Consider the following 17,874-nt stretch of genomic DNA (forward strand, 5'->3'; position numbering starts at 1 on the left):
TAATCACTAATCGCAAAGTTAAAAGCTTCAGGATGGTGTTTGTAATTTCGTCATTTTTGCAAGCCAGTAAAATGTAGTTTTATTTGTTTGTCCTTTTTCTTGTATTGTCTTTGTTGGAGGTCTGATCGGATCTTTGTCCGCCGCCATTGGTAATACCAATTTTTTTCTTGTCGTTTTTAACACTGTGATGGGCACGATCTGAGGTCGGATTTCCCTGGCTTGAAGCATTGTTTTTGGGATGTTGTTCTTTGTTCATGATGATTCCTTTCTATGTTGATTACCTTTAAAACAAGTGTGCGCTGATTTAGTTTGAATCTAGTAAGCTTGTCAGTGGACTTTCTTCTAATACAATTCGTTTGGCGCCACTTTCCGGAATGAATTTCCATTTGATTAACCTGATTGTCCCATTTTCTATTTCTATGCCCGTAATGTCACCATCGTTAAAGCAACAACATCCGGTATTGAAATAGGTATTCTTTGAATAGGCCAATCTAGGGGAGGTATCCCCACTGATTTTTCCGGCAATCAATTCTGCTTCGAGTTTTTGAATGACTTCCGTATTTCCATTTTTTCTGGCCTCCTCTAAGCGAATATAGGTTCTTTCCAGGTGGGTGAGCGAGTTGAATACAGGCTGATGGGTGTGTCCGGTGATTAAGGCCATTCCAGTCTGTAAGGCAGTCCAGTTGTACATCATCTCGTTATGTGTAGATTTCAACTGGTTGTCGAACGCAGGGGTGTTTGGATTGATCCGGAGGTAAGCCTGAAATGGAGCCCATACATTAGAGACAAACCATTTACTAAACCAATTCCCATCACTCTGGAGGTCACCCTGATGCCCGTGGGTGAGAAATACAGATAGGGTTTTGTTTTCAACCGGTATACGTAAAATGATCCCTTCATAAACTTTTAGTTTTTCACCATATACCCTTTCTAACTGATAGGCGGCAAGGGGATCATTATCCCAGTACAAATCATGATTGCCGAAAATTTTAAAGAAAGCATTTCTTTTAAGAAATTTTGCTTCGAGTGCAAAGGTTGCCTTGTTGTGCTTGAGAACACTTAATACCGGGTATTTCCAGAACTCTTCACTGTCTCCCAAACTGCAAAAGAGAAATTCCTCGTCGTTATAATATTGCAATGCAGCCAGGTAGTTTTTTTCTGATAAAGCGAAATCATCCCCTGAATTTCTATTCCCTTTATGCTGATCTGAAAAAATAATTAATCTGGAGGAAGCATGGAAATCCAGGAGTAAACCCTGCCTGCCTTGTGCTTTACTAATGTGGGTATATAATGCAGTTAAGGCCTTATGAACGTGTTTTTGGTCCGGTCGAGAAGTATACTTGTTCGCCAGTTTGATCACCCGTTCTGATAATAGCTTTTGTAAAAATACCCGCATGTTTGTAAAATTTTTTCAATTTCATGTAACCTTCTGCTACTTAAGGACATCTTATATTCAGAAAACAAGATCACCAAAACCATTCACTTACCTGATGATATGCATAAAAGCGTAGGTGGAACAACTATGTCTATATGAAAACGAAAATATACTATTTCTTTCCCTTGTTACTCAGTACTTTGTTATTTATTTTTAATGAAGTGGAGGCACAAAATGCAGGTAGCATCTCGGGAGAGATCTCAGGGAAAGTCCTTGACGAGACACAGAAAGCATTTCCTTATGCCAGCATCAGTTTATTGAATGCTAAAGACTCGAGTTCGGTGAGGGGGACTTTAACAGGAGATAATGGAGCATATGAATTTAAAAGCATTCAGCCGGGTAAATATCTGGTCGCTATTTATGTAGTGGGTTATCAAAAGATGCTAAAAGGGCCCTTTCAAATTACGGAAAATCAACGTTTACATACAGTAGGCCAGGTTCAGCTGGTCGTTGATGCAAAACAGCTGAAAGGGGTGGAGATTGTAAAACAAAAGCCCCTGATCGAAAGACAGATTGATAAAACAGTACTTAATATTGAGAATAGTATTCTGGCTACAGGAAATACGGCATTGGAAATTTTGCAGAAAGCTCCCGGAGTAACGGTCGATAAAGATGGTAAAATTGCGCTGAGAGGAAAGCAAGGAGTTACGGTGATGCTGGATGGCAAACCAACTTATCTTTCAGCAGAGCAATTGGCAAATTTACTTCGCGCAACAGAGGGGACTGCTATTCAGTCCATCGAATTGATCACCAATCCTTCCGCAAAATATGATGCCGCCGGAAATTCAGGAATTATCAATATTAAATTAAAGAAAAATCGAAATTTTGGTACCAATGGCTCTTTGTCTGCAGGTGCTGGTTATGGGACTTATTACAAGGCCAATACCTCATTGAACCTGAATCATAGGGAAAAGAAGTTCAATATTTTTGGAAATGCAGACTTTGGATTGAACAAGAATTTTGGAGAAACAGATATAGTCAGGGTAAATAATACCGCTATTGACAAAACTTACTTTGATCAGACCAGTCACTCAGTGCGTAGAAGGAAGAATGGAAATTTCAAAGCCGGACTGGATTATTTTCTGAATGATCAGCATACCATTGGGTTCTTTGTAAATGGCTATCGGAGCACCAGAAAATCTAGCTCAGATGTATTGACGTTAATTGGTGATCAGCCGGGTAAAACGGATTCTTCAGTAGTGGCCCCAAATACCGGGAGCTCGAAATATACTGGAATTACTTACAACCTAAACTATCGTGGCACATTAGATAGCCTGGGTCAGGAGATCAGTTTTGATGCGGATTATTCCCGTTATAACGGAAATGAAGATAATATTTTCAATAACATGTTTAAAAATGCTGCAGGGCAGCCCCTGAAACCTGATTTTATTTTCAGGAATGCCGCTCCTTCTACGGTGAAAATATGGGGTGCAAAATTAGATTACAGCTATCCGATTCGTAAAGAGATGAAATTGGATCTTGGAATGAAAACGAGTTTTGTAAGCACAGACAATAACTTCATTTTTGAGAATTTTGTGCAGCAGCAATGGCAAAATGATGTGAACAGGAGTAATCGATTTGTTTATGATGAAAATATCAATGCCGCTTATGCCAACTTCAAAACCAAATTCAAAAATACAACCCTGCAATTGGGATTGAGGGCTGAACAAACCAATTCAAAAGGGAATTCCATCACGGAAAATAAAATAGTCAAAAGAGATTACATCAATTTGTTCCCAAGCGTTTTTATCAATCAGGAATTGTCAAAAGATCATGAGTTAGGCGCTTCTTATAGCAGGAGGATTGATCGACCGGATTATGGTAATTTAAATCCCTTTATCAGTTATCTGGATTTATATTCCTACAGACAGGGAAATCCTTTCTTAAAACCACAGTTTACCAATGCTTTTGAACTCTCCTACTCCTACAAAAAGAGCTTAAATGTAACCTTAGGCTATAGTCATACAAGTGATGTGATGACTGATGTATTGCTGACAGATACGGCTAGAAAAACCATTTTTATTTCGATTCAAAACCTTGCAAAACAGGATTCTTATAATTTGAACCTGAGTTATCCTGTAGCCATTACTTCATGGTGGAGTACCAACAATAATGTAACCACTTACTATAATAATTTTCAGACGCCAAACTTGTTGGGGATGCCTTATAAAAGTGGCCGACTCGCTTATAACCTGAATACCCAACAAACGCTGAGCCTAAATCCAAGTACAAAAATTGAATGGTCCGGTTATTATCAGTCTAAACAAGTGTATGGTACTTTGTTAATTGCGGCACAATATGGAATAGATTTAGGCGCAAGTAAGTCCTTTTTGGACAATAAGTTGAACCTTAAATTTTCTGCGAATGATGTGTTTAAGTTGCAGAAGGCTAAGATTACCAGTGCGTTGCCTTCTCAAAATTATGTGGTACATGAAAGATGGGAAAGTCAGGTATTTCGCCTAACTTGTACCTATCGTTTCGGAAGTAAAGATGTTAAGGGGGCCCGTCAGCGCTCAAGTAGTTCCGAAACAGAGGGAAGGCGGGTAAAATCAGGCCGTTAAGGCCTTTAAAAAATGATGGCAGATGATGTATACTTCTGAAAGGGATTATCATTCGACAAAATTGATTAAAAAGGGAGAAAAAGAATTGGATAGCTCTTTTTCTAAATTTGCAGACTGGATTTATGAAGAGTTTGGACGGCGTCCAATAAATGTTATTTATGATAAAATTGATCCGAATAACCGACCTAAACTCAGTCTGATTTTTGAACTTCAGGGGCAGGCATCTGAATTTCATAATGGCGCTGGTTATGATGAGGAGAAAAGAAAGGCGATTGCCGATAAGTTCAAATCTTTTTATAATGAGTCTCATGGAACTTCAGATAACTCAGATATTTGGGTGATTTTTCAAGATTTTGAACCTGCTGAGCAAGCAGCCTGCAATGAAAAAATTCCTCAGGAAGTAATCAATGGTTTTAAATCCCGGTTTTTAGATCAACACCTTTGGGAGGTAGCCCGATTTGGAGCTTACACAACATTCTTCTTTTTAACGAAAGAGCAGATGCTCAATAGTAAGGAAAATGGCCTTCAGGCTGAGATCAAAGCAGAATATCTAAAGTTGTTGAAACCTTATGACGAGTTCAATTATTTCAGCCTGGATCGATTACCTGTGGTTTTTGATAACAAAGAAAACTTTGAAGAACATTATCAGGGCAATTGGGACTTATTTTACAAGTAAGGATGATTTAGGATGCTAATGGCTAAATTTCCAGCTTAGGAGCGTTGCCGAAGCTGGGATAGCTTTTATAACGCTCAGATGCATCTATATACAATATTTCATTAATAATATAGATATTTTTTTTAGCTATTACTGGGTTTTAGGAGTGTAATGAATGGATTGAACGAGAGCGATCTGGAGGTTTTTAAGTAATTTTAGTATTATCCCTTAAACAGAAACGCTCCCAATACATATTAAATGAAAAGCTGAAGGCAATCCTTCAGCTTTTTTTTTGCTCAACTCGCGGCCTTTCCTGTTTCTGTTTTAAAATTTGTATTATTAGTGGCAGTTAGGAACCACAACTGAAATACCAAATAAACCAAACACATGAAAGATTTTAAATACCTGAAGATCGCTTTGCGTTGTTGTCTGCTTTTTGTATGCATGAGCAGCGCTAGCTATGCAAAAGAGCTGTACATTTCTGTAAAAGGAAATGACAGAAATCCTGGAACAAAAGAAAAACCACTTGCCAGTTTTCAAAGGGCACAATTCCTGATTCGAAATATCAATGAGGCTGTTACCGTATACGTCCGCGCGGGAACCTATTACCTCGATAAACCTGTTAAATTTACAACTGCGGATAGCAGATCCGAAAAAACAGCGGTAGTGTATAAGGCTTATTCTGATGAAAAGGTGATCATCAGTGGAGGGAGAGCCATTCAACTAAAATGGGAGTCACTTCCCAATGGTCTAAAAAAAGCAAAAGTAAATGAAGAGCTAATCTTTGATCAGGTATTTGTGAATGGCAAACTACAACGGATGGCCAGGTACCCAAATTACAACCCCTCATCGAGATTTTTTAATGGTGCCGCTGCCGATGCGATTAGTCCGGACAGGGTGAAAAGCTGGAAGCAGCCGGAAGGTGGTTTTGTCCATGCACTACATAAACATGAATGGGGCGGCTATCATTATGAGATCACCGGAAAGGATGAACAAGGAAACATAGCCTTAAACGGTGGTTTTCAGAATAACAGACAAATGGGGATGCATGATAAATACCGTTTTGTAGAAAATATTTTCGAGGAACTGGATACTGTTGCGGAGTGGTATTATGATAAAAGGGATAAAGTATTGTATTTATACCCGGAGCAGACAGAAACGCCAGGCATTAGATCAGTAGTCGTACCGCAGTTGAAATCGCTTTTTGAATTTCGGGGGACAGCTGCACAACCGGTCAGGCATATAAGGATTGAAGGAATGGAGTTGACTCATACCTTGAGGACATTTATGGAAACCAAAGAGCCTTTGTTGAGAAGCGACTGGACAATTTACCGTGGAGGAGCAGTAGTCATGGAAGCTGCGGAAAATTGCGTAATTAGCCGGTGTTTCTTTAATGCCCCTGGTGGTAATGCTGTTTTTATGAGTAATTACAATAGGAATAATGTGGTGACTGGCTGTCATATTCTCAATGCTGGTGCCAGTGGTGTTTGTTTTGTTGGCGACCCGAATGCAGTACGTTCTCCAAGTTTTGAATATGCTCAATTTGTTCCATTGAAAGATATGGACCTTAAAGCCGGACCTAAAACAAACAACTATCCTGCAAACTGTACCGTAGAGAATACCTTAATGCATGGCCTGGGGCGCGTTGAAAAACAGGTTGCGGGTGTAGAAATTTCTATGTCGATGGACATCAAGGTTAGCCATAATACGATTTATGATGTGCCAAGAGCAGGTATTAATATTAGTGAAGGTACCTGGGGCGGGCATGTGATTGCCTATAATGATGTATACGATACGGTACTGGAATCGGGTGATCATGGGGCTTTCAATTCCTGGGGAAGAGATCGTTTCTGGCATCCTGATAGTAAATTAATGGAAGAAATTGCTGAAAATAATCCTCAGCTAATTACTGCAGATGTAATTAAACCTATTGTGATCCACGACAACCGCTTCCGTTGTGATCATGGCTGGGATATTGATCTGGATGATGGTTCCGGTAACTACCATATTTATAATAATGTTTGTCTGAATGGGGGATTAAAACTGAGGGAAGGTTTTTTCAGGACGGTAGAAAATAATGTGATCCTCAATAACTCTTTTCATCCACATGTTTGGTTTAAAAACAGTGGAGATATTTTTAGGCGTAATGTGGTTATGCGTCATTATTACCCGATTCGGGTGCTGGATTGGGGGAAGGAAGTAGATTACAATCTTTTTCCGGATCAGGAGGCCTTATTGCAAGCACAGGCAGCGGGCACAGATCAGCACTCTTTGTTTATAAGTCCTCAGTTTATGGATGCCGAAAAAGGAGATTATAGGTTGAAACCTGGTTCCCCAGCATTTAAATTAGGATTTAAGAATTTTTCTACCAGCCAATTTGGAGTGCGCAGTGCTCATTTAAAAGCTTTGGTTCGTCCGGTTAAATTACCTGTAATCCTTTCAGAAAAAAAGACTGAAGGCATCCAGTATCATGATTTTCTTGGCGCAAAGCTGAAAAATCTAAATACACTTGGAGAGCGTTCCGCTACTGGAATGGATACAGAAACAGGCGTGCTGGTGTTGGAAGTTCCAGAGAAAAGTCTTCTGCATGGCATTTTGCAAGCTAATGACGTATTGTTGATGTGTAATGGTCAGCCGATTAAAAATCTGATGGATCTGGCAAAGGTTCAATCGGATTTTCAACTGCTACAAAAAGTCCCCCTAACGATATTTAGAAATCAAGCGGCGAAGAAAGTAGAAATTCCACTGAAGTGATTGAAAAGATCAGATTACTGTTGTAAACAAGCGTGTTTTACGTTTGTTTACAACAGTTGAGGTAACAATATGATTCTGTTTTAAGAATTCTTGAATGGCTTTCTTTAAGTTTGGAAATTACCAATCATTAAAACCCGAACTCCGATGTCAGATTTTCGATTAGAAGTATTTTATACAGTAGCTAAGCGTCTCAGCTTTACGAAGGCGGCGGAAAGTTTGTTTATTACCCAACCGGCAGTTACAAAACACATCCATGAATTAGAGCAACAGTATAATAATAAGTTATTTGTCAGGAAAGGGAATCGGATTGAACTCACCCCTGCAGGTGAATTGCTATTGCGGCATGCAGAAGATTTGTTTGCTATTTACAGGAACATTGATTTTGAAATGAATGCGCTGGTAGATAAAAAGGAAGGCTTGTTAAATCTAGGTGCAAGTACTACTATCGCACATTATATCGCTGCTCCATTACTTGCCGGTTTTAGAAAGAAATTTCCGGATATCCGCCTGAATCTCATCAATGGGAATACAGAACAGATTGAAAAGGCATTAATAGATAAAGAAATTGATCTGGGAATTGTAGAAGGAAAATCCAAAAATCAGGAAATTAGCTATACGGAATTTATAAAAGACGAAATTGTGCTGGTTTGTGGCAAAGACCACCTCCTTGCAAAAAAAGACCAGCTGAAGCCGGAAACGCTGAAAGCCTATACTTTTGTATTGCGGGAGCAAGGTTCAGGTACCAGAGAGGTGATTAGCCATGCCCTGAAATCAGTAGGACTAAAAATGTCAGATTTAAAAATGGAGATTCAGCTTGGGAGCACAGAAAGTATGAAATCCTATTTGATGAATTCCGATTGTCTGGCTTTTATCTCCATTCATGCTTTAACTAACGAACTTCAAAATGGCAGTCTGAGTGTCATTGATGTGACGGGATTGAGTATAGAACGTTACTTCTATTTTATCCACCTGCAAGGTAAACTGGATGGTTTGTCAGAGGTTTTTATGCGTCATGTTCAGTTTGTGTATAACTTAAAGTAATATCAGATCAGGTTTTTCAATTTGACCTGTAGCACCATTCTTCTGAATTTTGTACCATAAAGGAGATCAATTATGGTGATGACAGAGCGAATACGAAAAATCATTTTTTTAACTGCGGCATTGGTATGTTTATTACCTTTTATGTCGCCACCCCTGGCCTTATTATTAGGTTTGATACTGGCGCAGTTCATCAAGCATCCTTATCAGGAGATGAATCATAAAGCCACTAATTTTTTACTGAAAGTTTCTGTTGTTGGTCTGGGCTTTGGAATGAATGTATTCGCTGCGATGAAAGCGGGAGCTGAAGGGTTCTTATTTACTGTGGCCTCTATCTCAGGAGTATTGATCCTGGGTTATGTGCTGGGTAAGCTATTCAAGATTGAGCGTAAAACCTCTTATTTGATTTCTGCAGGAACAGCCATTTGTGGAGGTAGTGCCATTGCAGCATTATCCCCTGTAATGAAGGCTGAAGAAAAGGAAATATCTGTTTCACTGGGGATTGTGTTTGTCCTAAACGCTATTGCCTTGTTTTTATTCCCTATGCTCGGACATGCCCTGGGTTTGACACAAAGTCAGTTTGGAATGTGGTGTGCGATTGCAATTCATGATACCAGTTCAGTTGTTGGTGCAGCCAGCAAATATGGAGAGGAAGCATTACAGATTGCTACAACAGTAAAACTTGCACGTGCTTTATGGATTATTCCACTGGCATTTGGCGCATCATTTCTATTTAAAACTGAGAAATCCAAGGTGCAAATGCCCTATTTTATCGGCTTGTTTGTACTGGCTATGCTGGCCAATACTTACCTGCCTTTTGTAAATGCATGGTCGACTTTTATTGTCTCCATTGCCAAAGCTGGATTGACGCTTACCTTATTTCTGATCGGTACTGGCTTGTCATTTAAGGTGGTTCGTGTAGTTGGCTTTAAGCCTTTTTTACAAGGACTGATTTTATGGGTGGCCATTTCTGGCGCTTCATTATGGGCGATTCTGTCACTAGGTTAAATCTTTCCTTCATTTTAAAATAAATGAGCTAAGCTCATCTATTTTAGCGATTTTTGAGGGTAAACCTAGAACATCATGAAAAAACAAGACTATATCTATCTTTACGACAGAGATCTTCAAAAATTAATCACAGAAATCGCATCCTATTCCAAACCAGAGGATATCTGGTTAAATGCCACTGGGATTAGCAATACGGCAGGCCATTTGGCCCAACATCTGATTGGAAATTTAAGAACCTTTGTTTGTGCACCAATGGGTGGTTTTTCTTACGAGCGTGATCGCGAAGCGGAATTTACGGCCCAAAGATTCAGCTACGAAGCATTGCTGGAAGAATTATATGCTTTGAAAGCAGATGTAAAGAGCAGTATTGAGCAAGTTGAAGATTTGGATGCAGCTTATCCTATTCAGGTCAAAGAGGTGTATGAAGGCCAAACGAACGATTTCATGTTGTGTCATTTATTGGCGCATTTGGCCTATCATACAGGTCAGATCAATTACCATAGGAGATTGCTGACCCAGCCTGTTATTCCAGTTCAAAAATAGCCTGGATCTCCACCGATGAATTCATTGGGAGAGAAGAAGCACCAACAGTTGCTCTGGTGTGCATCCCATTCTCTCCTAAAATTTCTACCAGGAGGTTAGAAGCCTCATTCATTAAAACAGCATGTTTAGTGTAACCCGCCGATGTATAGAAAAAACCAGTCAGTTGTACCGCTTGTTTTACTTTATCCAGATCTCCTCCTGCAGCCTGTTTTAAAACCGCAAGTACGTTTAATAAAGTTTGTCGGGTTGCTAGTTTTGCTTGCTCCTCAGTAACTTCAGTTCCTACCATTCCCGGATGATCTACTTTTCCTGCATTTAAGGCAATCTGGTTAATGAAGACCTGTTTGCCTGAAATACGGAATGGTTTGTAGTTCCCCACAGGTGCAGGCGCATCAGGCAGACTGATATTTAATGATTTCAGACGAGTTTCAATTTTACTCGTTTTCAGAATGTTTGGGCTTCCTGAAATCTGTGCTGCGCTGTTTTCTAAAGCAGTAGTAGGAAGTGTTGTTGTGATGTCCTTTGTGGATTGGTAACCTTTGGCTGCTTTTGCAAGAGCATAACCCTGAAGAGTCGCAATATGTAATTCTCCTTCAGAAGGTCGGGCAACCGTATTGGCTCCTGCCAATGAACTCGCACCGAAAACGGTGTTTCCTTGTGGAATGGTTTTATCTATATCTGATGTCCCCATGATTCCGGTAGGTATAATCGTCATACCATGGACTGCTAATGTACTCCAAAAGGATAAAATGGCGGCTTCACGTCCAGCACCACTTCCTGCCGACATGAACACTGTTGCAGGCTTTCCTTCTAATTTATGCGCTGTCCAGATGCCTACCGACTGATCCAGAAAATACCGCATATCTGCAGACATGTTCCCAAAATGAACAGCTGATCCAAAAGCGATGCCGTCGTAATCGGGTAATTCTGTGATATTGGCATAAGGAATATTGCCAAATTCTTGTTTGCCCTCATTTGGAAGTGCTTTAATTCTTGGTACCTGCTTTAATATAGCAGTTGTGCCTGGAAGTTTTTCTATGCCATTGGCAATGGCTTTTGCCATTTTATAGGTTCCGGCACTTTCTGTATTGAATAGAACCAGGATTTTTAGAGAAGAAGCTTTGGTATTCATCTTTTGCTGGGCTTTTAGGACTATACCGCTGAACAGGCATAGCCATAGGATAAAAACTGTTTTTACGCGCATTGAATTCATAAAATTCATTGAATAATTGATTTAATGATATAACAAGAGGACAAAGGTCGTTAAAGTGCATTGTCTTTAATTGTTTATATTTGCCAATAAGATGTTATTTTACGACAAATGGAGAAATCAAGATTTTGTCATTTAACCGTTGATTCGGTGGAAAAAGAGGCCTATGTCTGGCATGAAGCTGATTGGAAGTTTTCTGATGAATGGCATGCTCATCAGATGGGACAGTTGATTTTCGTAGAAAGGGGACTGCAATATCTCCATACTGCGGAAAGAACCTATTTATTACCTAGTCAGCATTGTGCATGGATCCCTCCAAGTTTGCAGCATCGAACTTCAAGTCCGATCAATCAGGTATACCTGCGTTGTATTTTTATGCGTAATCCCCCCGATCATCCTTTCTTTAAATCGCTGAATATCTTCCATACCTCCAAAGTGCTGAGGGAAATGATTTTGTTTACGGAACAATGGTCGAGACTGCAGGAAGAGGAAGCACTGGAACAGGATTTTATTAAGGTGCTGATTGGTATTCTACCGCTCACATTCAATGAAGCGTTGCCATTGGTACTTCCTGTACCCAGAGATCCAAGGATTGCAAAAATGGTGGATTATTTAACAGAGGGTGTCGACAATGGAGGGGTTTTTGGAAATAAATTCAAAATTCCCGAGGTGGCAGCAAAATTCAACCTTTCTGCAAGGACGATGGAGAGATTGTTTAAACAGGATATCGGGATCACTGTTGCAGGCTATGTTAAGCTGTATAAAATGATTAAGGCTGTAGAACTGCTATCCAGTTCAGGAGAAAATGTGAAAAGTGTATCCATGAAAGTTGGATACGATAGTGTCTCTACTTTTAGCAATACCTTTCAACAGGTTTTAGGGCTCCGCCCACAGGAAATGATATTACCTTAATTTCCAGGGTATTTTCTGATCAAACTTCTAAAAAAATAAGGCTCAGCAGAATTAACTGTGAGCCTTTATAATGAGGGTTTATTTACTTATAGAAATGGTGTTTCCCATCTGTTTAAACTTTTGATGGATCGTAATGTAATCCTGGAGATAACCAATATAAAAGAATCATTCTGGAATATCTGTAGTTGAATGGGGAACATAAAAATACACCAACCAATAGAATACCTACATAGTACCATAGATTCTCATAAGTTAAAGGAAGACCTAAAACATAGGCAGCTACACTCATGGCAATCATTTGAGCCACATTCATTGCATAGCTCACAAACATTGCTACATAGAAATATCCAGGCTCACGTTCAAATTTCAAACCGCAATGCGGACAAAATTCATTCATTTTCTGTACTTTAAGTCCATAAGTAGCGCCTGAAAAAACATTCCCTGTACGGCATCTTGGGCATTTAGAATGGGTAATACCATACCATTGGGAAACATGTGGTTTCTGATTTAATTGGTCCGTGCTGCTCATATCTGTGTTTTTTTAATTGTCTTGTTTTCTAAATTTATCCGGGGTTGAACCCGCTTGTTTTTTAAAGAATTTTATGAAATAGGAGGGATCGCTAAAAGCGAGCTTCCCGGAGATCTCTGCAATGGAAAGCTCCATATTGATCAGCAGACGCTTGGCCTCTAAAATCACCCGATCCCGGATGAGCTGCCCAGCAGAAATCCCCAATAGATCATTGCATAATGCATTTAAATGATTTGGTGTAATGTATAATAGTTCTGCATATTGTTTGGGAAACCTCAATTCTATGAAATTGGCTTCAATCAATCTTTTAAAGCTTTTAAGTAAGGTCTGATTGTAGGAATTTGTTTGAGTTTGCTGCTTTAAACTCAATCCCCTGGAGACCTGAATAAATATGTTTAGCATCAATAATCTCACTAAATCAGCATCAAATGGCCCTGGCGCTTTTCCCTCATGTAGAATCTCCTCAAAAAGAGAAACAACTTTTTCCATTGTTGGCTCTGGTAATACCAGTACCGCATCACCGGAATGTTCATCAAAGAAACTGAAGTTCTCCAGGTATAGGGGATTGTATAAAAATGACTTGAAGTAGTTTTCAGAAAAATTAATGATATATCCTTCAACTTCAGATTCAAAAGCCCAGCTATGAACTTGCCCAGGCGTCATGAAATAAATCATTCCCGGCAGTACAGGATAATTCTTGAAATCTATCGTTTGATTTCCGCTTCCTTTAGTAAAACATACCATGTGGTAAAAGGAGTGGCGATGTGCAGAATGTAAGTGTAAATATTGCTTTGAATAATGGCCAAATCTGCTGACAAGGATACCTGCATTTTTGTATTCTTCAAAAGTACTGATGTCATAAACAGGAATGTCATTCTTCATATACAAAGATACTGCTTAAACCGGATTTTTAAGCGGTACTAATTCTTTATAAAATGGTACTTTTTACTGATTAGTAATTGTTTGTTAAGCTGATATTGCTCAAATCGGCTATCTATGCTCAGGTGACGTGGTGTTTTTGAATCAAACAGATTTTTTAAAGACCCAGTACTTTTGCAGGGTATAGTTGAAACAAAGGGAAACCAGAATGTCTACCATAATCCGGGTTATTTTATAGTCCAGGCTAAGCAAATTCGTTAAAAGATAGGTTCCGGAAGATTTTAGAAATATACTACCAGCTACAACACATACGAATTTGACCAGCTGACTCCCTACAGGAAGCTGATTGGCCTGATTGGCATTGAATGTCCAGTAACGGTTGATAGAAAAGTTGACAATGGCGCCAATGATGCCACCAATAGCAATAGAAATGGTATAATGAATGTGTAGGAACTCTGTACAGGCGATCATGATCAGGTAATCAATGATCCCACCCGAGAATGCAGAAACCTGGGCTTTCGCAAAAACAAATACAGATTTCTTAAAACTCATTAACGCGCCTTTAGTTTTGCTTCACGTTCAGCATTATCCCTCATGTCACCTAATTTTAATAGTTTTCTGGTATCGATAAAATTGATGATGAATAGGACCACACAGATTCCGGTTGCAAAATATTCAATTAAATTGCCAAACACGACTTCTAAGATAATGATCAATGCAAGAATGATCCGGATTTCAGTAGGACCTACAATTCCAGCATCTATACTGTAAATGTCTGTGATTTTATAGCGTAACTGAGAGATAATCATCGCCCAGCCATATAATGCTACAAATATAAAAGCGATCAGTTCATATTCATTTCTGGCATAAACCAGATAACCTAATCCAATTAGAACGGTACTGACCCAGTCCATAATGATGTCTAATGAAAAGCCATACCATTTACGTGGTGTATTTCTATAGTAAGCCATTCTTCCATCCAGAGAGTCACCAAACCAGTTGATGGCTAAACCCAAGGGACCTAATAGCAGGTATTCTCTACCCATATAATTACCTAAAATAAAACCGAGCAGTACAATTACTGAACCAGCAGTACCTATAAATGTCAGCATATCTGAGCTGATAAAATTAGGGATGCGTTTTACCAACCAGGAAATAGTGCTTTGCTCTATACCGCTTAAAATATTGGTTCTTTTTCTATCCTGGAATATTCTTTTTAAAGTACTCTTGTCGCCAGTCAGTTGATGCGCCTCTTCTCTCAATTTATTTTCTTCCATTCAGATTGTGTAATTATACTCTTTAGAATATGCTGCAAAAATATGGAATTGAAACCTCAATTGATGGGAAAATCCGTTATTTATTCAATAGAATTAGCAATTATATGACCAAACATCTATTTTGAATAAATATTTCAATAAAGACTACTAGTTTAATAGATTTTATTATATCTTTGTCCACAGTAAAAGTTCATACATTTATTTACTTATCCAGAAAGACTGAGGGAAAGGCCCTGTGATGTCTTAGCAACCTGTTAAATTAATAAGGTGCTAATTCCTGTCCGCCATTGGCGGAAGAGATAAGTTGTTCAGAAAATCACTTGCTGATTTTCTTTAAACTCGTCCAATGCCTTATTCTCGTAAACTGATTAAGTGGATTATTTTTTAATCTATTAAACCAATTCACATGAGAATTTATTTAGACAACGCTGCAACAACACCTTTAAACAGAGAAGTATTCCTGGCAATGGAGCCATATTTCTTTGAAAACTTTGGAAATCCATCTTCTTCCCATTATCATGGCCGGGCTGCCAGGGTTGCCATTGCCCAGGCCAGGGGAATTGTCGCAGATTTGCTCCATACAAGTCCGGATCATATCGTGTTTACATCGGGGGGATCGGAGGCCGATAATACAGCCATCCTTTCTGGTATTCGGAGCAATGGAATTAAACTGGCCATCACCTCTCCATTTGAACACCATGCCGTACTGCATACCTTGCAGGCCCTGGAGAGGAATGGAGAAATCCGACTGCTTTACCTTCAGCATGATGCTCTGGGGAATCTTTCTCTGACTCATTTGGAACAGCTATTGCGTAGCAATGAAAAGGCGTTTGTTTCTTTAATGCATGGAAATAATGAGATTGGAAATCTGAATGACCTGGAAAGTATAGGTCTTATTTGTAAAAAATACCAGGCTGTTTTTCATTCGGATACCGTTCAGTCTATAGGGCAATACCTTTACAATACCCAGGAACTGAATGCAGATTTTCTGGTCGGATCTGCGCATAAGTTTCATGGACCAAAAGGGGTGGGATTTCTATATAAAAACCATAAACAGGTCCTTTATCCTATAATTAATGGTGGAGCGCAGGAGCAGAAACAGCGGGCAGGAACAGAAAATGTAACTGGGATTGTGGGCCTGGCAAAGGCACTGGAGATCAGTTATAGAAATCGGCTAGTCTGTCGGCAACACCTGGTTCGATTAAAGGAACGGATGATTTTTAAACTCAGGGAGCAGCTGGTTGATGTTGGATTCAATGGGAATTCAGCAGATACGGAAAGTAGCTTAAACAGTGTCCTGAGTGTTTCAGTTCCTGATCCTCAGAATGGGATTGATCTCTTGTCTTACCTTGATCAACATCAGATTTCAGTATCAGGTGGAAGTGCCTGTAATAGTCGCTCTGCAGGGAGATCTCATGTACTCAGTGCTTTGGGGACACCATATGGGAGAGCTACCATCCGATTTTCATTCAGCCGTTACAATACAGAAGAGGAAATCGATTATGCAGTAGCTAAACTGGCAAAATGTTACGTAAAAGCAGGGGTATCCAGTTATTCGGATGCTTATTAAAGCAATTGTTTCTAGGATGTGGTTTGGAATTGCATTTAGTCCTGAAGCAAATGGGGAGCTTTACCTCCTCGTTTGCTTCAATTCAATTACTGTAATTTCAGGCCAGATTCCTACTCTTCCTGAGAAACCAAGAAAGCCGAATCCCCTGTTAATATTCAGGTATCTGCCATTTGCACTGGTCACTCCAGCCCAATGGGCATAGCGGTATTTTACAGGACTCCACTTTATGCCAAAAGCTTCAATGCCAAATTGCATCCCATGGGTATGGCCAGATAAGGTCAATTGTATTTTTGAAGGCCATTTCTTGACTTGTGATTCCCAATGTGTGGGATCGTGTGAAAGCAGGACTTTAAAATCCTCCGGATTTACATCCTGTAATGCTTTTTTAAGGTCACCCCGCTCACCAAATCCAATCCCCCAGTTTTCTACACCTGCAAGGATGATGTACTGTCCGTTTTTCTCAATGCGGACGTGCTCATCCAATAGAAGCCGGTACCCCATGTCTGCATGGTATTTTTTTAGCGTCTGCAGATTGGCTTGTTTGGCGGCTTCGTTCTCCCATTTGATATAATCCCCATAATCGTGATTCCCAAGAACGGAGAACTGGCCATATGGTGCTTTTACCTGGGAGAAATGACCCATCCATGGTACAATTTCTTCAGCCTTATTATTGACCAGGTCACCAGTAAACACAAACAGATCTGAATTTTGAGCCTTGATCAGGTCGATTCCTTTCTGGACAGCTTTCACATTCTTAAAACTACCTGCATGCACATCGGAAATTTGAGTAATGCGGAAGCCTTCAAATTGTTCCGGCAGTTCATCAAAGAATAAAGTGTGTTTGATGACGCGATAGGCATATTTACCTTTAATAATGCCATATAGGAAAATCAGAATACTGATTGTAAATAGTGCAAGGCCAAATTCTACCCAATAAACACTTCTTGGAGCACCGGTAATTAAGCGATAACCATCTCCAATCATCAATACCAGGATAAAAACGAGCTCGCTGGTGATCAATACTAAAAAGGTATGGGTAGTAATTTTGAAAAAGATATCCATACCTTTTTTCTGCATACGCTGAATGGAATAAGCCAGTAAGACCAGAATAAAAATGAGGAAGCCCCAGAACGCCGGACTCAGCCAGCTGCTGTTGGTTAAAGTTTCAATTCCTGAAAGTACATACCAGTTGATCAGGAAGATAAAACTGGTGATGATTGCAAAAGGTAAAAGGTTGATTTTTCTTTTCATATGAGGCTTACAATTATAAATGTAAGTTTTCAGGACTGATTTTGTTTTGATCAGGGTCAATTTGACATTTTTCCGATGATTAAAGTCGGCCCTGGTCAGGGAGAACTGAAGAGTAGCAACTAAAATTGAAGGAAGCTGTCAGCTCAAAAGAAAACAGTCTGAAAAGGAATAGTAGCTCTAGTAAATCAAAAAAGTGGTAGTTTGTGTCTAGTTTTAATTTACTGATAATCAGTATTTTTGTTGTTGTATTTA

At 39.4% G+C, this 17,874-nt stretch carries 16 protein-coding genes and 1 riboswitch; of the genes, 8 read left to right on the plus strand and 8 right to left on the minus strand.

The window, feature by feature from the left end:
- Positions 1-79: 79 nt before the first annotated feature.
- Positions 80-256 carry a hypothetical protein gene (locus R2Q94_RS08810; RefSeq protein WP_316821093.1) on the minus strand — a complete coding sequence of 59 codons (177 nt, stop codon included), beginning with the start codon at positions 254-256 and terminating at the stop codon, positions 80-82.
- Between the two features lie 48 nt (positions 257-304).
- The gene (locus tag R2Q94_RS08815) at positions 305-1,396 is read right to left on the minus strand and encodes a metallophosphoesterase (RefSeq protein WP_316821094.1); all 1,092 of its coding nucleotides are present in this window, start codon (positions 1,394-1,396) and stop codon (positions 305-307) included.
- Positions 1,397-1,530: 134 nt separating this feature from the next.
- On the opposite strand from R2Q94_RS08815, the gene R2Q94_RS08820 reads away from it, so the two are divergent.
- From R2Q94_RS08820 to R2Q94_RS08845, 6 genes are all read left to right on the plus strand, one after another.
- Positions 1,531-3,996: an outer membrane beta-barrel protein gene (locus R2Q94_RS08820; protein ID WP_316821095.1), complete on the plus strand. Its 2,466-nt coding sequence runs from the start codon at positions 1,531-1,533 to the stop codon at positions 3,994-3,996.
- 22 nt (positions 3,997-4,018) lie between these two features.
- Positions 4,019-4,672: a hypothetical protein gene (locus R2Q94_RS08825; RefSeq protein ID WP_316821096.1), complete on the plus strand. Its 654-nt coding sequence runs from the start codon at positions 4,019-4,021 to the stop codon at positions 4,670-4,672.
- 366 nt (positions 4,673-5,038) lie between these two features.
- Entirely contained in the window at positions 5,039-7,405 is a 2,367-nt protein-coding gene (locus R2Q94_RS08830; RefSeq protein WP_316821097.1) for a PDZ domain-containing protein, read from the plus strand.
- Positions 7,406-7,549: 144 nt separating this feature from the next.
- On the plus strand, positions 7,550-8,446 hold the full coding sequence (locus R2Q94_RS08835; RefSeq protein WP_316821098.1) for a LysR family transcriptional regulator: 897 nt from the start codon (positions 7,550-7,552) through the stop codon (positions 8,444-8,446).
- Between the two features lie 78 nt (positions 8,447-8,524).
- The gene (locus R2Q94_RS08840; RefSeq protein WP_316821099.1) at positions 8,525-9,451 is read left to right on the plus strand and encodes a YeiH family protein; all 927 of its coding nucleotides are present in this window, start codon (positions 8,525-8,527) and stop codon (positions 9,449-9,451) included.
- Positions 9,452-9,526: 75 nt separating this feature from the next.
- Positions 9,527-9,994, plus strand: a complete 468-nt coding sequence (locus tag R2Q94_RS08845; protein ID WP_316821100.1) for a DinB family protein — start codon at positions 9,527-9,529, stop codon at positions 9,992-9,994.
- Here R2Q94_RS08845 and wrbA read toward each other — a convergent pair.
- Complete coding sequence (wrbA, locus tag R2Q94_RS08850) at positions 9,975-11,216, minus strand: NAD(P)H:quinone oxidoreductase (RefSeq protein ID WP_316821101.1); 1,242 nt, start codon at positions 11,214-11,216, stop codon at positions 9,975-9,977. The two genes, R2Q94_RS08845 and wrbA, sit on opposite strands and share 20 nt — an antisense overlap.
- A 99-nt stretch (positions 11,217-11,315) precedes the next feature.
- Between wrbA and R2Q94_RS08855 the strand changes: the two genes are divergently transcribed.
- On the plus strand, positions 11,316-12,116 hold the full coding sequence (locus R2Q94_RS08855) for an AraC family transcriptional regulator (protein WP_316821102.1): 801 nt from the start codon (positions 11,316-11,318) through the stop codon (positions 12,114-12,116).
- A gap of 112 nt (positions 12,117-12,228) precedes the next feature.
- Here the strand turns inward: R2Q94_RS08855 and R2Q94_RS08860 are convergent, their stop codons facing one another.
- From R2Q94_RS08860 to R2Q94_RS08875, 4 genes are all read right to left on the minus strand, one after another.
- Positions 12,229-12,645: a DUF983 domain-containing protein gene (locus R2Q94_RS08860; RefSeq protein WP_316821103.1), complete on the minus strand. Its 417-nt coding sequence runs from the start codon at positions 12,643-12,645 to the stop codon at positions 12,229-12,231.
- Between the two features lie 12 nt (positions 12,646-12,657).
- Complete coding sequence (locus R2Q94_RS08865) at positions 12,658-13,527, minus strand: helix-turn-helix transcriptional regulator (protein WP_316821104.1); 870 nt, start codon at positions 13,525-13,527, stop codon at positions 12,658-12,660.
- Positions 13,528-13,668: 141 nt separating this feature from the next.
- Positions 13,669-14,076, minus strand: coding sequence for a GtrA family protein (locus R2Q94_RS08870; RefSeq protein WP_316821105.1), 408 nt, complete (start codon positions 14,074-14,076; stop codon positions 13,669-13,671).
- A complete protein-coding gene (locus R2Q94_RS08875; RefSeq protein WP_316821106.1) occupies positions 14,076-14,801 on the minus strand; it encodes a CDP-alcohol phosphatidyltransferase in 726 nt (241 codons plus the stop codon). The genes R2Q94_RS08870 and R2Q94_RS08875 overlap by 1 nt, the downstream gene beginning before the upstream one ends.
- A 203-nt stretch (positions 14,802-15,004) precedes the next feature.
- A riboswitch (SAM riboswitch) is annotated at positions 15,005-15,107 on the plus strand.
- Positions 15,108-15,207: 100 nt separating this feature from the next.
- Here R2Q94_RS08875 and R2Q94_RS08880 point away from each other — a divergent pair.
- Positions 15,208-16,371: a cysteine desulfurase family protein gene (locus tag R2Q94_RS08880; protein WP_316821107.1), complete on the plus strand. Its 1,164-nt coding sequence runs from the start codon at positions 15,208-15,210 to the stop codon at positions 16,369-16,371.
- Positions 16,372-16,431: 60 nt separating this feature from the next.
- Here R2Q94_RS08880 and R2Q94_RS08885 read toward each other — a convergent pair whose 3' ends face one another.
- Positions 16,432-17,622 carry a metallophosphoesterase gene (locus tag R2Q94_RS08885; protein WP_316821108.1) on the minus strand — a complete coding sequence of 397 codons (1,191 nt, stop codon included), beginning with the start codon at positions 17,620-17,622 and terminating at the stop codon, positions 16,432-16,434.
- Positions 17,623-17,874 lie beyond the last annotated feature (252 nt).

Origin of the sequence: Pedobacter gandavensis (genome assembly GCF_032678465.1) — a bacterium.
Lineage (GTDB): Bacteria > Bacteroidota > Bacteroidia > Sphingobacteriales > Sphingobacteriaceae > Pedobacter > Pedobacter gandavensis_B.